Below are 20,036 nucleotides of genomic sequence, written 5' to 3'. Positions count from 1 at the left end.
ATGGGCAGGTTCGATCTGTTGGTCAAGGCGGGCCTCCGGGTTGGGCCCGCGCGATTATCGCGTCAAAGCCACGATGGTATGGTATCGCGGTTTATGATTTCGTCAAAGCTTGGCCGTTCACGAATGACTGCAAATTGATCACCATTGACCAGAACTTCGGGGATCAGGGGGCGTGTGTTGTATTCACTGGCCATAACCGCGCCATACGCACCCGCGCTGCGGAAGGCGATCAGGTCGCCCGACTTCAATGGTGGCATATTACGTTGCTTGGCGAAAGTATCGCCCGATTCGCACACCGGACCCACGATGTCATAAGGTTGCTGTTCGACCCCGGCAGCCGGTTCCTGCACCGCAACGATGTCGTGGTGTGCCTCATACATCGCAGGGCGGATCAGGTCGTTCATGGCTCCGTCGAGGATCAGGAAATCGCGACCTTCCCCCGACTTCACATAAATCACCTTGCTGACCATCAACCCGGCATTGCCTGCGATAAGGCGACCCGGCTCGATTTCGATCTCGCAGCCCAGATGACCGAGTGTTTTCTTGATCAGGGCGCCGTATTCCACCGGTAGCGGCGGCGCGTCATTCGAGCGCGTGTAGGGGATGCCCAACCCGCCCCCCAGATCGAGGCGGCGAATATTGTGACCTTTGGCGCGCAATTGTTCCGTCAGCTCTGCAACCTTGGTATAGGCCAGTTCGAACGGTTCAAGCTCGGTCAGTTGCGAGCCGATATGGACGTCAATGCCGATCACCTCCAACCCCGGCAGGCTGGCGGCGTGGGCATAAACCTCTGAGGCACGGGCAATCGGGATGCCGAACTTGTTTTCGGACTTGCCGGTTGCGATCTTGGCGTGGGTCTTGGCGTCCACATCCGGGTTCACCCGAACAGTGATCGGCGCGACAACGCCCAGTTCCAGTGCAACGGCGTTGATCACGTCCATCTCTGGCTCGGATTCGACGTTAAACTGGCGGATGCCACCAGTCAGCGCGGTGCGAATCTCATCGGCTGTTTTGCCCACGCCCGAGAAAACGATCTTGTTACCCGGAACACCTGCCGCCTTGGCCCGCAGATACTCCCCGCCCGAGACCACATCCATTCCCGCGCCCGCCTGCGCCAGCGTTTTCAGGATCGCCTGATTGCTGGCTGCCTTCATCGCGTAACAGACAAGGTGGTCCGTACCTTCGAGCGCATCATCGAACAACTGGAAATGCCGCAGCAAAGTCGCCGTGGAATAGACATAAAACGGCGTTCCGACCGCGGCTGCGATTTCGGAGACAGGGACATCTTCGGCGAAAAGCGCGCCGTCGCGGTAAAGAAAATGATCCATGCCTGCGCGCTTAGACCAGAAGACAGCTTAAAATCAATGGATTCCGAATCCCTCGACCCGGTTAATTTCGGGTCGATACCCCAACCCGGCCATAGCCCGAGATCGATATGCCACTGCCGGACTGCCTAGGTTCGACCGCAGGCTCTGGTCGTCTCGATGAAGACGGTTCACACGCTGCCAGCACCGAAAGCACCAGTACCAGTCCTATTGTTCTCATTTCAGCATCTTTTCTTTTGATGTCACGTGCGTTGGCACTCTGGCGCAACGTGGCGTTTCCCGGGTGGGTCCGCAATACCAAGACTGGTCAGAAACCAAGATAAATTCCAAGCGGCCCACGGCTCAGGCCTACTCCTCCGCCGACATAGGCACCGCTTGAGCCAACCCCGATGGTTGCACTGACTGTGGGTTGTGGCGCTGTGGGTTGAACTGGCTCGCCATCAGCCCCGCAACCGGCCAGCGTGAGGCCGGTGACAATAATCAGGATTGCACGCAGCGCAGACATCACATCATCGCCTTCCATCGTTCGACCTGGGCACGCACCTGATCTGGGGCCGTACCGCCGTAAGACTGGCGCGAGTTTACCGAATTTTGCACGGTAAGAACAGAATAGACGTCGTCGGTGATTTCTGTGTGAACCGATTGCATATCCTCAAGCGTCAGATCAGGCAGGTCGCAGACTTTGCTTTCGGCCATCGCCACCAGCGAACCGGTCACGTGATGGGCATCGCGGAAAGGCAGGCCCAAAACCCGCACCAGCCAGTCGGCCAGATCGGTCGCGGTCGAGAAACCAGACCCCGCAGCCGCAGCCAGACTGTCCTGATTGGCGGTCATGTCCTTGACCATGCCCTCCATCGCGGCCAGCGCCAGCATCCAGTTGTCGGCCGCGTCAAAGACCTGCTCTTTGTCTTCCTGCATATCCTTGGAATAGGCCAGCGGCAGCCCCTTCATCACCATCATCAGCGCTGTGTTGGCCCCATAGATACGCCCCACCTTGGCGCGGATCAGCTCTGCCGCGTCGGGGTTTTTCTTCTGTGGCATGATGGATGAGCCGGTCGAAAAGCGGTCGGACAGCGTCACAAACCGGAACTGGGCCGAGGACCAGATCACCAGCTCTTCGGCAAACCGCGACAGGTGGACGGCACAGATCGAGGCGGTCGACAAGAATTCCAACGCAAAGTCGCGGTCGCTGACAGCATCCAGCGAGTTTGCAGCAGGGCGGTCAAAGCCCAGCGCCTCAGCCGTCATGTGGCGGTCGATGGGAAATGACGTTCCGGCCAGGGCCGCAGCGCCCAGCGGGGATTCGTTCATGCGCGTGCGCGCATCGCGGACGCGCGACAGGTCGCGGCCAAACATCTCGACATAGGCCATCATGTGGTGGCCCCATGTCACTGGCTGCGCTGTTTGCAGGTGGGTAAAGCCGGGCATCACCCAATCGGCCCCCGCCTGAGCCTGCGCCAAAAGCGCGCGGATCAGAGCCAAAAGGCCGGATTCTGCCGCGTCCAGCTGATCACGGACCCAGAGTTTGAAATCGGTCGCCACTTGGTCGTTGCGCGACCGACCCGTGTGCAGACGGCCTGCGGGCTCACCAACCACTTCTTTCAGCCGCGCCTCGACATTCATGTGAATGTCTTCCAGCGCGGTCGAGAACTGAAACTCTCCGTTCTGGATTTCTGACAAAACGGTGAGCAGCCCTTCCCGAATAGCCTGCGCATCACTATCACTTATAACGCCTGTGGCAGCCAGCATGGCGGCATGGGCGCGCGAGCCTGCGATGTCCTGGGCTGCCATCCGCTGATCGAACCCGATCGAGGCATTGATTGCCTCCATGATCGCGTCTGGACCGGCGGCAAAGCGGCCGCCCCACATCTGGTTCGAAGATTGATCGGTCATGTAAGAAAACCCGGAGTTGATATGCGCCTATTTCGTCTGATCCCCCTTTATATGGCCCTTGCGCTGGGTGCAAACGCCGCATTAGCGACCGATGCCGAGACACTCGCCCCGCTGCGGGAAGACAGCCTGAAGCGTTTGATCCTGCACAAGGAACCCAAACCCGCCAAATCGATCGAATTCCAGCTGGAGGACGATGGCGGTGTTGGCACGCTTGCGGATTATGAGGGCAAATATGTGCTGCTGAATTTCTGGGCCACGTGGTGTGCACCTTGCCGCAAGGAAATGCCTCAGATTGCTGAGCTTCAGGAAGAATTCGGCGGCGACAAGTTTCAGGTCCTGACATTGGCCACGGGTCGCAACTCACCTGCCGGTATCAAGAAATTCTTTGAAGAGAATGGCATTGCCAACCTGCCCCGCCATCAGGACCCCAGCTCGGCTGCCGCGCGTGAGTTCGGGGTAATTGCGCTGCCGATCACGGTCATCCTGAACCCTGAAGGTCAGGAAATCGCCCGCCTGATCGGCGATGCCGAATGGAATTCTGACAGCGCCAAGGCGATCATCTCGACGCTTGTTGGCGCAGAAAGTTAACACGATTAGAAAAATTTGCAGAATTATGGTACCGTCTCGCGCTTAAAGCGTGGGAGGATAGTTTATGAAACTCATTTTCAATCTGGCTGTTGCTGCATGTCTTGTCACCGGACTAACGTCTGTGGCTGATGCCAAAGACATTAAGAAGAAACAACAATTCATGGAAACCATTGTAGGCAAGAAGCTTGTGAGCGGTAGTACATGGCTAATTGTTTCAGCAGACGGGAAGATCACGGGTGACACAGGAAAAAACGGAAAAGTCGTCGGTGCCTGGGTTTGGAACAAAAGATACTTTTGCAGAAACGTCGTCATAGGCAAAAATCAACTTCCTGAAGATTGTCAGAAAGTCTCGATCGACGGCAATCAGGTAACCTTCACCCGCGAGAAGGGCAAAGGTAAGGCCACAGCCATGACGATTTCGAACTAGTCACGAAGCCCGATTCCAAATGTGCTATAGTGGAACAAGCCCGAAACGGGCCGGTTTTGTATGCCCATTGGAAAGGAGGCAACGATGAAACCTGTCGTACTGCTAATCGGACGGTTGCCAAATGTGATTGGGGATGTAGCACGGCAACTGGATCACCTGCCGATTCAATGGCTGGGTGCGCACGACACGGACGAAGTCAGAAAGCAGTTGGATGCTGAGCCTCGGATTGCCTGTGCCATTTTGGGGGCGGGTCTGGACGACACGGTCCGCGGCGAAGTGGTAGGCATCATTGCTGCCCGCCGTCCGGATATCTGCATCCACCTCAAGGATCGGGCCTCGGGCCCTGATGGGTTGGTGCCCTTCGTTCAGCGCGTTGTCCAATATGAAATCCTTGAACGTCTGGAACGTACCTGACGCAACGCCACCTTTGACAGCCTCAACACGTCTTTGCAGGGTATCCGCAGGAGGATGGGATGCCCTTGGAAATTCTATTGATTCTGGTGGTCGGAGGAATCGCCGGGATCACACTGCTTTTACATCTGACGGGTCGGTCGGAACCTTTCGTGCTGACACCCGAAACCGCACGCGATCAATGGTTGCGACACGCACCGGACGACACCATCATTGATGTCACGGTCTCGAATGACCGTCACGCTGCGCTGGTGCGCACAGAAACCGGCGCAGGGCTGCTGTGGTCGTTTGGCGCCGATACCGTGGCCCGTCATCTGCTGGATTTCGACTGGATCGAGCACCCCGAAGGTTTTGAGATCCAGTTTCATGACTTCGGCACCCCTGGCACCCTCATCCGCCTGGACGAAATAGAGCGCGCGCACTGGCGTCACCTGATGGAGCCCGAATGACAGATCAGATCAGTTTCCCCGATGCCGTTCAATGGGCGGTTCCCTTTTTTGTGGCTGCGATTTTGGCAGAGTTCTTGTGGATCGCCGTCAAGGGCAAAGGCGGGCGGTACGAGACGCGTGATGCAGTGACCTCGCTGATCATGGGCGCGGGCAATATTGCGTCCGGGTTTTTGCTGGGCTTTATCGCCTATGGCTTTTTTATGTGGCTGTGGCAGATCACACCGCTTGATTTGGGAACTTCGATCCCAGTGATCATCCTGTGCTTTGTGCTGGACGATTTCCGCTATTACTGGGTGCATCGTTTTGGCCATCGCATCCGCTGGGTTTGGGCCAACCACGTCAACCACCACAGCTCGCAACATTACAACCTGACAACCGCTCTGCGGCAGCCCTGGACTTATACCTTTACGCTCATGATGGTTGTGCGCGCGCCATTGATCCTGATCGGGTTCCATCCAGCCATGGTTCTGTTTGTAGGCGGATTGAACCTGATCTATCAGTTCTGGATCCACACCGAAGCCATCGGAAAGATGCCCCGCTGGTTCGAGGCCGTTATGAACACACCCAGCCATCACCGCGCCCATCACGGCCGAAATGCACGGTATCTGGATTGCAATTACGCGGGTGTCTTCATCATCTGGGACAAGATGTTCAGTACTTTCGTGCCAGAACAGGAAAACGACCGCGTCGATTTCGGGCTGGTTCACAATATCGGTACCTTCAACCCGCTGCGTGTGGCCTTTCACGAATGGGTAGGCATCTGGCGTGATGCGATCCAACCCGGTCTGACACTGCGTCAACGGTTGGCTTATTGCTTTGCTCCGCCGGGATACAGTCACGATGGCAGCCGCGACAGCTCGGAACAGATCAAGGCCAAACATCTGGCCCACCATCCAGAAGATCGCGGAACGCCCGGATTTGAACAATTCGACACTAAACTGCCCAGCGGACAGGCAGAACGTGTTTGATACAGGCTGCGGCACCCGCAATACCCCTTGAAAATTAGGCCTTACGGGCCATATCGACACTCAACTGTGGTCAAAGAGTGAACGAGGGTCGATATGAACCGTTTGGCAGTGATTTCTACCTATTTCGGGTTATCCGGCCTTTTGCTCGCGATGTTTGCAGCATTGAATGGCGCTGCACCTGTGTGGATCGTGTTGGGCTTTGCCCTGATGTTGTCAGGCGCCATAGGAGCTGTGTTGAGTGCAGCATCGTCCCTTGCCCGCGCTTGGAACACCTCTCGATAATTCCTGAAACTGCTGGCACCTTAACCGCAGATTCATCTGTTTACCCCGAAACTGTGTCGAAACACCTGCCCTGGACAAACCAACTGTCACGGGCACATGGGAATCGGCGCTATGGGAAACAAGAAACTCGCTAATCTGCCCGATGGATCGGAAAACCCGCTGAACGCTGCGGTGTCGACCCGTGATCGTTCGGTTGTTCAGATGGCAACCGATGCGGTGAAACACAAACAGTGCAAGCTGGCTTTTCAGCCCGTCGTGCAAACACATCCTCCGCATGGTATTGCGTTTTACGAAGGGTTCATTCGCGTCCTAGATGAAACGGGGCGGGTCATCCCTGCGCGCGAGTTCATGCCACAGGTTGAGAATACCCCCATTGGCCGGGACCTGGATTGTGTTGCGCTGGAGTTTGGGCTGCGAACTCTGGTGCGGAACCCTGAGATTCGTCTGTCGATCAATATGTCGGCGCGATCGATCGGATATTCGAAATGGTCGGCTATTCTTGATCGGTTCCTCAAGCGGGACTCCGCACTGGGTGAGCGGCTGATCCTTGAAATATCTGAAAGCTCGGCGATGCAGGTGCCCGAATTGGTCATCGACTTTATGGATCGCCTACAGGATCGCGGTATCGCCTTTGCACTTGACGATTTTGGTGCCAGCAATTTCAGTTTCCGTCACTTTCGTGAGTTTTTTTTCGATGCCGCCAAGATCGACGGTCAATTTGTTCGGGGCATCAGTAACAATCCCGACAATCAGACACTGGTGCGCGCCTTGATCGCGGTGGCACGGGAGTTTGAGATTCTGGTCACTGCCGAATCGGTCGAAACTCAAGAGGATGCGGCGTTCCTGATGTCCGTTGGTGTGGATTGCCTGCAAGGCTACCTGTATGGCGCGCCCAGCGTCTCGGCCCCCTGGAACCAGGAAAAAATATCAAAGTCAGGGACTTAACCCTGTTTAATCGGGAAAGTGTTTTCCTCAATTGACGCTGAGACAAGCTGACCGTTGCTGCAAGTGCAGCATTACGCTATTGCATGGGTACTTGAGCGGGGGATCACGGGGCGCTCTTGTTTCGAGAGGGCTCCTCTCGGCCTGCGCCGTCAGACATTCCGCTGGCCCATGACGGTAAAGGACTGATCATATGACCAACGTAGTAATCGCATCCGCCGCACGCACAGGTGTCGGCAGCTTTGGTGGTTCGTTTGCGAACACCCCTGCACATGATCTGGGCGCTGCCGTCCTGGAGGCAGTTGTCGAACGCGCCGGAGTAGAGAAAGGCGAAGTCAGCGAAACCATTTTGGGGCAGGTTCTAACAGCCGCCCAAGGCCAGAACCCTGCCCGTCAGGCCCATATCAACGCCGGCCTGCCGCAGGAAAGCGCGGCCTGGGGGATCAACCAGGTTTGTGGTTCGGGCCTGCGCGCCGTGGCCCTTGGCGCACAGCACATTCAGTTGGGCGATGCCGAGATCGTCGCTGCCGGTGGTCAGGAAAACATGACTCTGTCACCCCACGCCGCCGCTTTGCGCGCTGGCCACAAGATGGGCGATATGAAGTATATCGACACAATGATCCGCGACGGTTTGTGGGATGCTTTCAACGGCTACCACATGGGCCAGACTGCCGAGAATGTTGCCGAAAAATGGCAGATCAGCCGCGACATGCAGGATGAATTCGCTGTTGCCTCGCAGAACAAGGCCGAAGCCGCTCAAAAAGCAGGCAATTTCGCGGATGAGATCGTGCCCTTCACCATCAAGACCCGCAAGGGTGACATCGTGATGGACAAGGACGAGTACATCCGTCACGGCGCAACAATGGATGCCATGGCAAAGCTGCGTCCGGCTTTCGCCAAAGACGGTTCGGTGACCGCCGCCAACGCGTCGGGCTTGAATGACGGTGCCGCCGCGACCCTGCTGATGTCCGCTGAAAACGCGGAAAAGCGCGGGATCGAACCCCTGGCCCGCATCGCATCTTATGCAACTGCAGGTCTGGACCCGTCGATCATGGGCGTAGGCCCGATCTATGCCTCGCGCAAGGCGCTGGAAAAGGCAGGCTGGTCGGTTGACGATCTGGATCTGGTCGAAGCCAACGAAGCCTTTGCCGCGCAAGCCTGCGCTGTAAACAAGGACATGGGTTGGGATCCTTCAATCGTGAACGTCAACGGCGGCGCGATTGCGATTGGCCACCCGATCGGCGCCTCGGGCTGCCGCGTTCTGAACACGCTTCTGTTCGAAATGAAGCGCCGCAACGCGAAGAAAGGTCTGGCGACCTTGTGCATCGGTGGCGGCATGGGTGTCGCCCTGTGTGTGGAGCGCGACTAAGTGTTCCAAAAACCAAATAGAAAAGGGCGTCCGCTGGACGCCCTTTTTTGTTACATTGGGGTATTGCCCCTTTGATGCGACGATATTGCCATTCGGAATCCGAAGAATAATGACGAAACAATATTGCGCAAGATCACCTCTCAAAGTAACAGCATTATCAAGACAACTGAAATTGGAGGAGTCATAAATGGCACGTACAGCACTCGTTACCGGCGGTTCCCGCGGCATCGGCGCAGCAATTTCCAAGGCGCTCAAGGCCGAAGGGTACAATGTTGCGGCCACCTATGCAGGGAATGACGAAGCCGCCGCGAAGTTCACCGAAGAGACCGGTATCAAGACCTACAAGTGGAACGTCGCCGATTATGACGAATCCAAAGCAGGCATCGAGAAAGTGGAGGCCGAAGTTGGCCCCATCGATATCGTTGTCGCCAACGCAGGCATCACCCGCGATGCACCATTCCACAAAATGACGCCCGATCAGTGGAAAGACGTGATCGACACCAATCTGACCGGAGTGTTCAACACCGTGCACCCTGTTTGGCCTGGCATGCGCGAGCGCAAGTTTGGTCGCGTGATCGTCATCAGTTCGATCAACGGTCAGAAAGGCCAGTTCGCGCAAGTAAACTATGCCGCGACCAAAGCAGGTGATCTGGGTATTGTGAAGTCTCTGGCGCAGGAAGGCGCACGTGCAGGCATCACCGCCAACGCGATCTGCCCCGGCTACATCGCAACCGAAATGGTTATGGCAGTGCCCGAAAAGGTCCGCGAGGCCATCATCGGCCAGATCCCGGCTGGACGTTTGGGTGAGCCTGAAGAAATCGCGCGCTGTGTTGCGTTCCTGGCCTCGGATGACTCGCAGTTCATCAACGGCTCGACCATCTCGGCCAACGGTGCGCAGTTCTTCGTCTGATCCGTATATCAGAAGAAAAAACGGGCCGGTCCATTTGGACCGGCCCTTTCTTATCCCGTAAGATCGCGCGCGCAGCGATCAGCGGGAACCGAAAATCCATCCCCAAAACTGCCAGACCACCTGGCTGCGCTCTTGATGGGCGCGCAGGATCGCCATCTGGGCGGCGGGATTTGTCGTCATCTCGATCATGGCCGTCTCCTTGTTTCAACTTAGATTTGCTTGACCTGATGCGAATATGTGCTTCTAATTACAAGCCGACAAACGAGCTTTCTTGGACCTTCAGTTAAGATTTACTTCACTATGAGTGACTATCTTCCACCGCTGACCGCGCTCCGTGCGTTTGACGCCGCGGCCCGGCACATGTCTTTCGCGAAGGCGGCAGAGGAATTGCATGTAACGCCAGCCGCCCTGTCCTTTCAGATCAAATCGCTTGAGGAACATCTGGGGCGACCGCTGTTTCGCCGTTTGAACCGCGCCGTTGAACTGACCGAGGCAGGTCGCGCTCTTGCTCCTGGCGCGTCTGAAGGCTTTGCAACATTGCAATCCGCGTGGCGCGCAGTGCGAAGGCAAGAAGACAACAACAGCCTGACCGTTACCGCAGGTCCCGCGCTGACGGCCAAATGGCTGGCCCCACGGCTGTACGAGTTCGCCCGAGCACATCCTGAAATCGATCTGAAATTCTCGGCCACGCTGCGCAACATGGACCTTGAGCGGGACGACGTGGATGTCGCCATCCGTTTCGGCAACGCGGCAGACGAAGGGTTGTACTCTGTTCCTGTGCGAAAGGAATGGCTGACCCCTGTCATGACCCCGGAATTGGCGGAACAATTCCCCACTCCGGATAGCCTGCAAAAAGCCCCTTTGATCCATGACGAGTCGATCAGCTTTCTAACCCCGCCCTGCGACTGGCCTGCCTGGTTCCGCGCCGTGGGCATCGATTTCACCCCAACCCATGGCGCGCATTTTTCCAATGCCGATCACGCGATCGATGCTGCCGTCGCCGGTGTTGGCGTGGCACTTGGGCGGCGCGCCATGATTCTCAAGGATCTGACCGAAGGCCGATTGGTTGCGCCGTTCAAAACAGCCTTGGAAACCAAAGGTCGGTTCCGGTTCTTGTGCCTTCCGGGGGCCGAGAAAAAACCTCAAATCGCGGCTTTTCGCGATTGGTTCCTGACTGAAATTGAAAAAACCGCGCATATATCGGATGAGTTCAAAATCATACCGATTGAAGAGGTTTCCCCCCTATGACAAAAATGCATGCAACGGCTATCGGTTTTGTGGCCGTTTTACTGTGGTCCCTACTTGCGTTGTTCACTGTCGGGTCTGCGCCCACTCCGCCTCTTCTGCTGAACACAATATGCTTTACGATCGGCGGCGCTTTGGGTCTGATCTGGGCGACGGCAACCGGCGGGTTGAGCGGTTTGAAAAAGGTTCCCTGGACCACTTACCTGTTTGGTACTTTGGGTCTGTTTGGCTATCACGCGCTGTATTTTTCAGCCCTGCGCATGGCCCCCGCGGCCGAGGCTGGGTTGATCGCCTATCTCTGGCCTCTGCTCATCGTGCTTATGTCGGGACTGCTTCCGGGTGAACATCTGCGCATCGGGCATCTGATCGGGGCCTGTCTTGGCTTTGCAGGGGCTGCTGTGATCATCGCAGGCGGCGGCGGGGCAGGTTTTCAGGCACAACACTTGCCCGGATACGCATTGGCCCTGCTCTGCGCGCTGACATGGTCGGGCTATTCCGTCCTGTCGCGCAAACTGGGTGATACACCAACCAGTTCGGTCGCGGTATTTTGCCTTGCAGCCGCGCTGGCGTCTGGCCTGCTACATCTGGCTTTGGAAGACACGGTATTTCCAGACACAACTCTTGGCTGGGTCTCGGTTCTGGCGCTTGGCCTGGGGCCTGTCGGAGCGGCGTTTTATGTTTGGGATATTGGGGTCAAGCAAGGCGACATTCAAATCCTCGGAACCTCATCTTATGCGGCCCCGTTATTGTCGACCCTTGCTTTGGTGGTCGCCGGAATCACCGCCCCATCCTGGGGTCTGGCGATTGCGGCCTTTCTGATCACTGGCGGGGCCTTGATCGCGGCCCGCGCCAGCCTGAAAGCTTAAGCGGACAGGCGTTCGATCTCTTCTTTGAGTTTGAGCTTCTGTTTCTTTAACTGAGCTATATGGAGATCATCAATGCCCGGCGAGCGTTGGGCTTGTTCCACTTCGAGACCGAGAGATTCGTGCTTTTTCTTCAGTTCCGTCAGATGTGCGCTCACGCTCATTGCGATCCTCCTTGTTTACGTGTCTGTATGTCACGTAAGAAGTTGACCACATCGTTTCCACCCTGTCACGCTGCACAAGCACAGAATCTGAAATAAATCCGACAAAATAGGCTGGTCATTGCCGATGGACGTCAGAACCGGGGCAACGGGGCGGCCTGCCGAAGAACTGCGGAAACCTGCTCGGTATAGCTTTCGCCATCTGTTTCGTGGTGCTCGCCCGCGTGCAAAATCAATGGCGCATGGAGGCGAAATGCCGCACGCCCCCCCTTGCGAGCCCGCAATATGACCAGTTCGGCCTCTCGACCTGCGCGTGCGCAGAGCGGCAACACTTCAACCGAGCCCAGTTTGCCCGCACAGGCCACTATCATGTCCGGCAGGCGATCTGCCTTCTGGACCATATGCAGATACCCTTGCGGGGCCAGACGTTTGGCCGCAACAGTAATCCAGTCATGCAAGGGGGTGTCTTCCCCCAAAGCAATGCTTCGGCCAGCGTCGCGGGCGCGACTATGCGCTCCGGCGCGGTAATAGGGGGGATTGGCAATGACGTGATCGAACTGGCGCTGCCGGATCTCGGCCGGCAAAGCGGATAGGTCTGCCTCAATCAAATCCAGTTCCACACTGTTGATCTCCGCGTTCCGGCGCGCCAGATCGGCATAAGCCTGTTGCAATTCGATACCTGTCAAATGAAGGCCGGGAACCCGTGCCGACAGACACAGAATGGCCGCTCCGGCACCACATCCCAGTTCCAATACGGACTGCCCGGCCTTAGCAGGAACAGACGCAGCCAGCAAAACCGGGTCTAACCCGGCGCGATACCCCGACACGGGTTGCAACATACGAATCTGGCCACCCAGGAAATCGTTGCAGGTCAATTCTTTGTCATCAAAGCGGGTCATCGGCCCAGCGGAATCTCATTATCGCGCATTACACGCTCGGCCCGAGTCAGGTCTTCGGCCCGAACCATGAGGCGCCGGGGGAAGATTCCGATACCACCTTCGAGGATGCTCATATTTACGTCCATCTGAAAGCAGTCTATATCCTCGCCCTCAAGGAGAGCGGATGCAAAGGCCAGGATTGTCGGATCGGTACTGCGCAGTAGTTCTTTCATGGGGATGGATGTAAGGGCAAGGCGAGGCGGAAGTCGAGCCTTGTATCAGGAGTGTGATGACCGTCGACATGATCTCAAAACCGCATGAGCGCCTCGCTGAACTGTTGGCGGGTGAGATGGAGGCCGTGAATGGCCTGATCCGCACACGGATGGCGTCGGACCACGCGCCGCGTATCCCCGAGGTGACTCAGCATCTTGTTGAAGCGGGTGGAAAGCGTCTGCGTCCAATGCTGACATTGGCCGCCGCGCATCTGTTTGGCTATGCTGGCGACCACCATGTGCGCCTTGCCGCTACTGTTGAATTTATTCACACCGCGACCCTGCTGCATGACGACGTGGTGGACGAAAGCGATAAACGACGCGGTCGTCCAACCGCAAATCTGCTGTGGGATAACAAATCCAGCGTTCTGGTCGGCGATTACCTGTTTTCGCGTAGCTTCCAACTGATGGTCGAAACCGGCTCACTTCGGGTATTGGACATTCTGGCCAACGCCTCGGCCACCATTGCAGAAGGCGAAGTGTTGCAGATGACGGCGGCAACTGATCTGCGCACGGATGAAAGCGTTTATTTGCAGGTTGTACGCGGCAAGACAGCCGCGTTGTTCTCTGCTGCGACCGAGGTCGGCGGCGTGATCGCTGGCGCGTCGGAAGAACAGGTCAAAGCCCTGTTCGACTACGGTGACTCATTGGGCATCGCTTTCCAGATTGCGGACGACCTGCTGGACTATCAGGGCGACAGCAAGGCAACCGGTAAGAACGTGGGCGATGATTTCCGCGAACGCAAGCTGACCCTTCCAGTGATCAAGGCCGTGGCTCAAGCCACACCCGAGGAGCGCACCTTCTGGGAGCGTACCATTGAAAAGGGTCGTCAGCAGGACGGCGATCTGGATCATGCGCTGCGGCTGATGGAAAAATACGCCACGCTTGAAGAAACCCGGAAAGACGCTTTGGGTTGGGTCAAGAAAGCCAAAGCCGCATTGGACCTGTTGCCTGATCACGAGATTCGCAGCCTGCTGCGTGACCTGGCCGATTACGTGGTCTCGCGCCTCAATTAAGCTGAGTGGCGCGGCACCACCAACCAGAATGGGCTGCGCCGATCTCATAAGCTGCGAAATGTGCGTCTTTCATCGTCGGGTAAAGCGCAAAGCAGGTTGACCCCGACCCCGACATGCGCGCCACAAGGGCGCGATTGGTCGTGCTCAACTCATCCAGAACCTGCTCGATCTCGGGCGCAACGGCCACGGCAGGCTGCTCCAGATCGTTTCGCTGTTCGCGCAGCCACTGGGCGCAATCGTAAGCGTTTTCGAATTCAGGGATACACTCTGGCATCGGTGGATTGTCTCTGGACGCCAGCCCGTTGAAAACGGCGCCTGTCGGCACTGGTATGTTCGGGTTGACCAATAGGGCCGGCAGGTGCGGAAGGTTCACATCAACCAATCGGTCACCAATGCCCTGCATCCTGATCGCTCGGCCCGCCTGACAGACGGGCACATCTGCCCCCAATGACAACGGCAAATTCGGTGGAACATCAAAGCCTTGCCCCGCCAAAGTCCGAAGTGTGGTAGCGGCATCCGACGAACCGCCCCCGATACCCGCACCGTGGGGCAAAGATTTGCTGAGCTCGATATGCCCGGTCCAACCAACGCCCTCGGCTGCTTTCCACACCAGATTGCGGTCGTCCGTGGGAACCCCATTGGAAAACTCTCCGCGCACATCCATGGACAATGCAGGTCCGGGTTCAAATGTCAGCTGATCGCCCATGTCTGCAAAGACCACCAGCGAATCCAACAAATGATAGCCGTCGTCCCGGCGACCGGTCACATGCAGGGTCAGGTTGATCTTGGCGGGCGCAAACGCCTCAATTTCCATTAGCGACTTTCAAAGGTTCGGCACCTTCTTCGGCCAGCACGGCATCCAGCCCCACCTCGATCTTGCGCCTAATACGATCCGGGTCGGCCTCACTATCGGTATCTTCCGGGTCGATAAAAGACAGCGCCCGTTTCCACTGGAATTCGGCCTCACGCGCCCGGCCCACTGCCCAATAGACATCGCCCAGATGGTCATTCACCACCGGATCGACCGGCATCAGCTCTACGGCACGCTCCATCTGCTCAACAGCTTCGTCATAGCGACCCAGACGGAACAGGACCCAGCCCAGGCTGTCGACAATGTAACCGCTGTCCGGACGGGCCGCGGCGGCGCGTTGAATCATGTCCAGCGCCTCGTCCAGTTTCTCTTTGCGCTCGACAAGGGAATAGCCCAGATAATTCAGAACTTGCGGCTGATCCGGGTTCAGCTCAAGAGCACGGCGGAAATCTGCTTCGGCCTCGTCCCACTGTTTCAGCCGCTCGTGGCTGATGCCGCGGGCATAGTGCAAGAACCAGTTGCCCCCTGCCGCATTGTCTGTCAGCGCGATTGCCGTGTCATAAGACGTCACTGCCGCCTGATAGTTTTCCTGACGCCGCTGCAGATCGGCCAATGCCACATGCACACCCGGAAGGTCAGGATCTTGCGTTGCCAGGTTTTGCAGCACCTCGACGGCAGCATCGGTTTTACCCGAGCGGTCCAGAACCTCGGCCCGACCCAGCTCTGCCGCGTGGTGATCGTTGCTGTCCGCCGGAACCGTACGATAGGCCGCAACCGCCAGGTCGTATTGCTCCAGCTGGTCAAGTAGGTCTGCGCTCAGCAGAATGGCATCCACGTGACCTGGGCGCAGAAAACTGGCCAATCGTGTGTAAAGAAGAACATAGTCCGGCGACGCCTCAGCGTTCAGCGCGACACCAACGGAAAAGAAAACCTCGGCCATACCATCCTGAGCAGAACGGATATGGGTAAAGGGCAACGTTTCACCCGCCTCCAACTGGCTGGTATAGTTTTCGATGGTCGGGTCGCTGCCTGCGACGAAGACATCTTCTAGGAACTGAATTGCGTCTTCGTTCTGATCCAGTTGCGACAAGACCTCGGTTCGTGCCAAAGCCGCCCGACGCGTAAAGCGTGCAATCGCGCCGTCATTGGCTGCAAAGACCGCCTCGGCACCTTCAAAATCGCCGATTGAGGCCAAAGCCATAGCCTTGTGATACAGCGCAAATTCCGTCAGGCCCTCTTGCGTGGCAACGGCATCAAACTGCTCCATCGCCTTTGTCATCTCACCCTGCGCCAAGTGGGCCCAAGCGATCATCAACCCGTCCACCAATGGCCCGACACCCTGTGTTTCAGGGTCGCGGGCCAGAAGGACGTCATACTTGCCATCTGCAATCAGATTGGCCGCAATCACCATGCGTGCGCCCTGGCTGGGCAGGTTGGCTGCTTCGATCTGCTGGGCGATCGGCAATGCGCGTTCGATCTCGCCCAATGCAAGGCGCGCCACAACAACGCTTTCCAGCAAAAGGGGATTTTGGGAATCGAACTTCAGGGCTTGGGCATAATACCGCTCGGCTGCGGCATAATCACTTTCGTAGATTGCCTGTCGCCCGGCCAAATATGACCCTGCGCCCGAGTCTGAGTAAGCCGGTACTGCGACCGACGACATGAGCAGCACGGACAAAGCCGCGCGACGAACGAGGGAAACCACCGAAATCCTGCCTTGCTATCGTTGACTGACATTCAAGCTAGGGCTTTGGCTGGCAAGAGGCAATGGCAGAGCCTTCACGACCCTGCCAGTGCCCGCTTTTTCGCTTACATATTGGGGTAGTTCGGACCGTCCCCACCCTGCGGCGTTGTCCACGTGATATTTTGGCTGGGATCCTTGATGTCGCAGGTTTTGCAGTGCACGCAGTTCTGGAAGTTAATGACGAATCGCGGACCGCTTTCATCCTCCACCATCTCGTATACGCCCGCCGGGCAGTAGCGCTGCGCCGGTTCATCGAACTTGGGCAAGTTCACTTTGACCGGGATCTCGGGGTCGGCCAGCTTCAGGTGGCAGGGCTGGCTTTCCTCATGATTGGTCGCCGCGAAAGACACGTTGGTCAGGCGGTCGAAGGACAGCACACCATCAGGTTTCGGATAGTCGATCGGCTGGTGCTTGCTAGCATCCTCGGTCGACTCTGCGTCGTTCTTGCCATGGCCCAGTGTACCCAACACCGAGAAGCCCAGCGTGTTGGTCCACATGTCCATGCCGCCCAACACCAGTGAGGCGGTCAGGCCGTATTTTGACCACAGTGGCTTGACGTTGCGTACCTTCTTCAGGTCGCTGCCAATCGCGCCTTCGCGCACGTCGGCTTCATAGGCGGTCAGTTCGTCACCCGAACGATCGGCCTTGATCGCATCGAACGCGGCCTCGGCTGCGGCTTTACCGGACAGCATTGCGTTATGGTTGCCCTTGATGCGCGGCACGTTGACCATGCCGGCTGAGCAGCCCAGCAGCGCCACACCCGGAGCGACCAGTTTCGGCATCGACTGAAAGCCGCCCTCGGTGATCGCACGGGCACCGTATGAGACACGCTTGCCGCCTTTCAGCAGTTCGGCCACCATCGGGTGATGCTTGAAGCGCTGGAATTCCATGTAGGGGTACAGGTGCGGGTTCTTGTAGTTCAGGTGAACCACAAAACCGACATACACCTGATTGTTTTCAAGGTGATAGATGAACGACCCGCCACCTGCATTGCTGCCCAGCGGCCAGCCCATGGTGTGCGTGACACGGCCTTCCTTGTGCTTGGCAGGGTCGATCTCCCAGATCTCTTTCATTCCGACGCCGTACTTCTGCGGCTCTTTACCGGCAGACAGGTCATACTTGGCAATGACTTCTTTGGACAGCGAACCGCGCACACCTTCCGACAGGAAGACGTATTTGCCGTGCAACTCCATGCCCGGCTCGGTGTTGGGGCCGTAAGAGCCGTCAGCTTCCAGACCAAAGACACCGGCAACCACGCCTTTGACTTCGCCATTGTCGCCATAAACCATTTCCGAGCACGCCATGCCCGGGAAGATTTCGACGCCCAACTCTTCGGCTTGCTCGGCCATCCAGCGGCAGACATTGCCCATCGAGACGATATAGTTGCCGTGGTTGTTCATCAGTGGCGGCATCGGGAAATTGGGGATGCGAATCTTGCCCGCTTCACCCAGCATATAGAAGTTGTCTTCCTCAACTGGCACGTTCAGCGGTGCGCCTTTTTCTTTCCAGTCCGGGATAAGTGCATCCAGACCGCAGGGATCAAGAACCGCACCCGAAAGGATGTGCGCGCCAACTTCCGAGCCCTTTTCCAGCACCACGACGTTCAGGTCGGCATCCAGCTGTTTCAGACGAATGGCCGCAGACAGGCCCGCGGGGCCTGCACCCACGATCACCACATCGTATTCCATCGCTTCGCGTTCAATCTCGGCCATCGCGGGCTCCCTAGCTAACTTTCCGATTTGGCGCTGTCACCGCCTGATCTGCGCAATTTTGTTTCACGGCTGATTACATGCTCGGAAAGACTTTGGTCAATCGAAACACGGCGTAACAAGGGCGCTATTCGACACATCAGGCCTCTGGCGCATCCCCCATCAGGTATCTGGGACCGCTACCATGCGATTTTGCCCTGTCATCTGGGTTGTAGAGCGCACATTTCGGCAAGCTCAGGCACCCGCACCCGATGCAGCCATCCAGATTGTCGCGTAACCGCATCAGAGTATCGATTCGCTGATCCAGATGGGCGCGCAATTGCACACTAATGGCCTTCCAGTCCTGCGGCGTTGGCGTGCGACTTCCCGGCAGGCCCGACAAAACCTCACGGATTTCAGGCAGTGTCAGGCCAAACTGCTGCGCAATCATCACAAAGCTCAGCCGCCGGATGTCTGCCCGCTGATAACGCCGCTGCCCACCCGCGTTGCGCCACGGGGATATCAAACCCTGCGCTTCATAGTACCGGATGGCCGATACCGCCAACCCGGTGCGCCGGGCCAATGCGCCAATTGCAAGCCCCTCTGAAACAGCCATCAAAGCCTCAAAAAATTACCTTGACCTAAAGTTAGGTTTAGAAATTACGGTGAGTCGTGGCAAGCCAAAAAACAGGAGATCCCATGATGGCAACGCTTGAACATACCAATTTCACTGTCCGCGACCCGCAGGCTTCGGCTGCCTGGATGCAAAAGGTCTTTGATTGGAAAACCCGCTGGGAAGGCCCGGCAATTTCAGGCGGATACACTGTTCACGTCGGTTCCGCTCATACATATCTGGCACTGTACAAACCTGATGAGCCAAGACCGTCAGACGAAAGCAGCTATGATGTGATCGGCGGGCTGAACCACGTGGGAGTACTGGTCGAAAACATCGATGCCACCGAAGCCAAAGTGCGCAAAGCAGGATTCGAGCCCCACAACCATGCCGACTACGAACCAGGACGTCGGTTCTATTTCAGGGATGACAACGGTATCGAGTTTGAAGTTGTACAATATGATTGAGATGTTGTGGCTCAGCACCCCATCGCAGCGCTGGCGCAGGTCGCGGCATCCCGATCATCGCCGCAGGCCGCATCCCAAATCAAAACGGCGCGAAGTCGCGAATTGATCGCTGCTGACGCTGTCACCTCTTGCAATTCACGTGGCATTTGGGTCAGGTATTCGTCAACCTAACATTCGCCCCGACGCTTCTGTGCGGCGGGGCGACTCAATTTATGCGTGGACGTAGAGAGTATGGAAAAGATCCCAATGACGCCTGCGGGCAATGCCGCGCTCGCGGCTGAGCTGAAGAACCTCAAATCCGTTGAACGCCCGGCGATCATCGAGGCGATTGCATCGGCGCGCGAACTGGGCGACCTTAAGGAAAACGCTGAATATCATTCGGCTCGCGAAAAGCAGGGTTTCATTGAAGGGCGCATCAAGGAACTGGAAGGTATCCTTTCACTTGCCGATGTCATTGACCCGGCCAAGTTGACCGGCGCAGTCAAGTTTGGCGCAAAAGTTACATTGGTCGACGAAGACACCGATGAAGAAAAGACATGGCAGATTGTTGGTGAATACGAGGCCAATATCGAAAACGGCCTGCTGAACATCAAATCTCCCATCGCCCGCGCCCTGATCGGCAAGGACGAGGGGGACAGTGTAGAAGTACGCACGCCCGGTGGCGTGCGGTCTTATGAAATTCTGAGTATCGAGTACGCCTGACCGGAGCGCATG

Annotated in this window: 24 protein-coding genes; 14 read left to right on the top strand and 10 right to left on the bottom strand. The window is 57.2% G+C overall.

The window, feature by feature from the left end:
• Nucleotides 1–62: 62 nt before the first annotated feature.
• The 3 genes from lysA to argH all read right to left on the bottom strand — a co-directional run bounded on the left by lysA (nt 63) and on the right by argH (nt 3,218).
• On the bottom strand, nt 63–1,328 hold the full coding sequence (gene lysA, locus AC2FJZ_RS08405; RefSeq protein WP_496776993.1) for a diaminopimelate decarboxylase: 1,266 nt from the start codon (nt 1,326–1,328) through the stop codon (nt 63–65).
• Nucleotides 1,329–1,632: 304 nt separating this feature from the next.
• Nucleotides 1,633–1,830 (bottom strand): hypothetical protein, encoded by a 198-nt coding sequence (locus AC2FJZ_RS08400; RefSeq protein ID WP_050604229.1) that lies wholly within the window; start codon nt 1,828–1,830, stop codon nt 1,633–1,635.
• On the bottom strand, nt 1,830–3,218 hold the full coding sequence (gene argH, locus AC2FJZ_RS08395; RefSeq protein ID WP_496776992.1) for an argininosuccinate lyase: 1,389 nt from the start codon (nt 3,216–3,218) through the stop codon (nt 1,830–1,832). Before argH ends, AC2FJZ_RS08400 begins: the two co-directional genes overlap by 1 nt.
• A gap of 21 nt (nt 3,219–3,239) precedes the next feature.
• On the opposite strand from argH, the gene AC2FJZ_RS08390 reads away from it, so the two are divergent.
• From AC2FJZ_RS08390 to yddG, 11 genes are all read left to right on the top strand, one after another.
• On the top strand, nt 3,240–3,806 hold the full coding sequence (locus AC2FJZ_RS08390; protein ID WP_050604043.1) for a TlpA disulfide reductase family protein: 567 nt from the start codon (nt 3,240–3,242) through the stop codon (nt 3,804–3,806).
• 64 nt (nt 3,807–3,870) lie between these two features.
• Nucleotides 3,871–4,233 carry a hypothetical protein gene (locus AC2FJZ_RS08385; protein ID WP_496776990.1) on the top strand — a complete coding sequence of 121 codons (363 nt, stop codon included), beginning with the start codon at nt 3,871–3,873 and terminating at the stop codon, nt 4,231–4,233.
• 84 nt (nt 4,234–4,317) lie between these two features.
• The gene (locus AC2FJZ_RS08380; protein ID WP_496776989.1) at nt 4,318–4,647 is read left to right on the top strand and encodes a hypothetical protein; all 330 of its coding nucleotides are present in this window, start codon (nt 4,318–4,320) and stop codon (nt 4,645–4,647) included.
• A 59-nt stretch (nt 4,648–4,706) separates the two neighbouring features.
• Entirely contained in the window at nt 4,707–5,093 is a 387-nt protein-coding gene (locus tag AC2FJZ_RS08375; protein ID WP_496668557.1) for a hypothetical protein, read from the top strand.
• Nucleotides 5,090–6,061, top strand: a complete 972-nt coding sequence (locus AC2FJZ_RS08370; RefSeq protein WP_496776988.1) for a sterol desaturase family protein — start codon at nt 5,090–5,092, stop codon at nt 6,059–6,061. Before AC2FJZ_RS08375 ends, AC2FJZ_RS08370 begins: the two co-directional genes overlap by 4 nt.
• Before the next feature lie 93 nt (nt 6,062–6,154).
• Nucleotides 6,155–6,343 (top strand): hypothetical protein, encoded by a 189-nt coding sequence (locus AC2FJZ_RS08365; RefSeq protein WP_157054186.1) that lies wholly within the window; start codon nt 6,155–6,157, stop codon nt 6,341–6,343.
• Between the two features lie 111 nt (nt 6,344–6,454).
• Complete coding sequence (locus AC2FJZ_RS08360; protein WP_496776986.1) at nt 6,455–7,288, top strand: EAL domain-containing protein; 834 nt, start codon at nt 6,455–6,457, stop codon at nt 7,286–7,288.
• A 190-nt stretch (nt 7,289–7,478) separates the two neighbouring features.
• Nucleotides 7,479–8,654, top strand: coding sequence for an acetyl-CoA C-acetyltransferase (locus tag AC2FJZ_RS08355; RefSeq protein ID WP_496776984.1), 1,176 nt, complete (start codon nt 7,479–7,481; stop codon nt 8,652–8,654).
• 187 nt (nt 8,655–8,841) lie between these two features.
• A complete protein-coding gene (gene phbB, locus AC2FJZ_RS08350) occupies nt 8,842–9,564 on the top strand; it encodes an acetoacetyl-CoA reductase (RefSeq protein WP_050604037.1) in 723 nt (240 codons plus the stop codon).
• Between the two features lie 300 nt (nt 9,565–9,864).
• Entirely contained in the window at nt 9,865–10,812 is a 948-nt protein-coding gene (locus AC2FJZ_RS08345; protein ID WP_496776982.1) for a transcriptional regulator GcvA, read from the top strand.
• Nucleotides 10,809–11,675, top strand: a complete 867-nt coding sequence (gene yddG / locus AC2FJZ_RS08340; protein ID WP_496776980.1) for an aromatic amino acid exporter YddG — start codon at nt 10,809–10,811, stop codon at nt 11,673–11,675. Before AC2FJZ_RS08345 ends, yddG begins: the two co-directional genes overlap by 4 nt.
• On the opposite strand, the gene AC2FJZ_RS08335 is transcribed toward yddG, so the two are convergent.
• The 3 genes from AC2FJZ_RS08335 to AC2FJZ_RS08325 form a co-directional block, all read right to left on the bottom strand.
• On the bottom strand, nt 11,672–11,836 hold the full coding sequence (locus AC2FJZ_RS08335) for a YdcH family protein (RefSeq protein ID WP_083445267.1): 165 nt from the start codon (nt 11,834–11,836) through the stop codon (nt 11,672–11,674). The genes yddG and AC2FJZ_RS08335 overlap by 4 nt on opposite strands.
• Nucleotides 11,837–11,967: 131 nt before the next feature.
• Nucleotides 11,968–12,732 (bottom strand): tRNA1(Val) (adenine(37)-N6)-methyltransferase, encoded by a 765-nt coding sequence (locus AC2FJZ_RS08330; RefSeq protein ID WP_496776979.1) that lies wholly within the window; start codon nt 12,730–12,732, stop codon nt 11,968–11,970.
• Nucleotides 12,729–12,944, bottom strand: a complete 216-nt coding sequence (locus AC2FJZ_RS08325; protein WP_050604033.1) for a putative signal transducing protein — start codon at nt 12,942–12,944, stop codon at nt 12,729–12,731. The genes AC2FJZ_RS08330 and AC2FJZ_RS08325 overlap by 4 nt, the downstream gene beginning before the upstream one ends.
• A gap of 56 nt (nt 12,945–13,000) precedes the next feature.
• Between AC2FJZ_RS08325 and AC2FJZ_RS08320 the strand changes: the two genes are divergently transcribed.
• Nucleotides 13,001–13,999, top strand: coding sequence for a polyprenyl synthetase family protein (locus tag AC2FJZ_RS08320; RefSeq protein ID WP_496668546.1), 999 nt, complete (start codon nt 13,001–13,003; stop codon nt 13,997–13,999).
• Here AC2FJZ_RS08320 and AC2FJZ_RS08315 read toward each other — a convergent pair.
• The 4 genes from AC2FJZ_RS08315 to soxR all read right to left on the bottom strand — a co-directional run bounded on the left by AC2FJZ_RS08315 (nt 13,992) and on the right by soxR (nt 18,858).
• Nucleotides 13,992–14,813, bottom strand: a complete 822-nt coding sequence (locus tag AC2FJZ_RS08315) for a 4-(cytidine 5'-diphospho)-2-C-methyl-D-erythritol kinase (RefSeq protein ID WP_496776977.1) — start codon at nt 14,811–14,813, stop codon at nt 13,992–13,994. The genes AC2FJZ_RS08320 and AC2FJZ_RS08315 overlap by 8 nt on opposite strands.
• Entirely contained in the window at nt 14,803–16,515 is a 1,713-nt protein-coding gene (locus tag AC2FJZ_RS08310) for a tetratricopeptide repeat protein (RefSeq protein ID WP_496776976.1), read from the bottom strand. The genes AC2FJZ_RS08315 and AC2FJZ_RS08310 overlap by 11 nt, the downstream gene beginning before the upstream one ends.
• 104 nt (nt 16,516–16,619) lie before the next feature.
• Nucleotides 16,620–18,266 carry an electron transfer flavoprotein-ubiquinone oxidoreductase gene (locus AC2FJZ_RS08305; RefSeq protein WP_050604030.1) on the bottom strand — a complete coding sequence of 549 codons (1,647 nt, stop codon included), beginning with the start codon at nt 18,264–18,266 and terminating at the stop codon, nt 16,620–16,622.
• A 136-nt stretch (nt 18,267–18,402) separates the two neighbouring features.
• On the bottom strand, nt 18,403–18,858 hold the full coding sequence (gene soxR / locus AC2FJZ_RS08300) for a redox-sensitive transcriptional activator SoxR (RefSeq protein ID WP_050604029.1): 456 nt from the start codon (nt 18,856–18,858) through the stop codon (nt 18,403–18,405).
• An 83-nt stretch (nt 18,859–18,941) separates the two neighbouring features.
• Between soxR and AC2FJZ_RS08295 the strand changes: the two genes are divergently transcribed.
• Together AC2FJZ_RS08295 and greA are read left to right on the top strand one after the other, a co-directional pair.
• Complete coding sequence (locus AC2FJZ_RS08295) at nt 18,942–19,322, top strand: VOC family protein (protein WP_496776974.1); 381 nt, start codon at nt 18,942–18,944, stop codon at nt 19,320–19,322.
• 231 nt (nt 19,323–19,553) lie between these two features.
• The gene (gene greA, locus AC2FJZ_RS08290; protein WP_050604027.1) at nt 19,554–20,024 is read left to right on the top strand and encodes a transcription elongation factor GreA; all 471 of its coding nucleotides are present in this window, start codon (nt 19,554–19,556) and stop codon (nt 20,022–20,024) included.
• The last annotated feature ends 12 nt before the right edge of the window (nt 20,025–20,036 follow it).

The organism is Ruegeria sp. CDSA079 (assembly GCF_059612245.1).
The sequence above is the reverse complement of the archived record's forward strand: the minus strand, read 5'-3'. Positions and strand labels throughout refer to the sequence as shown.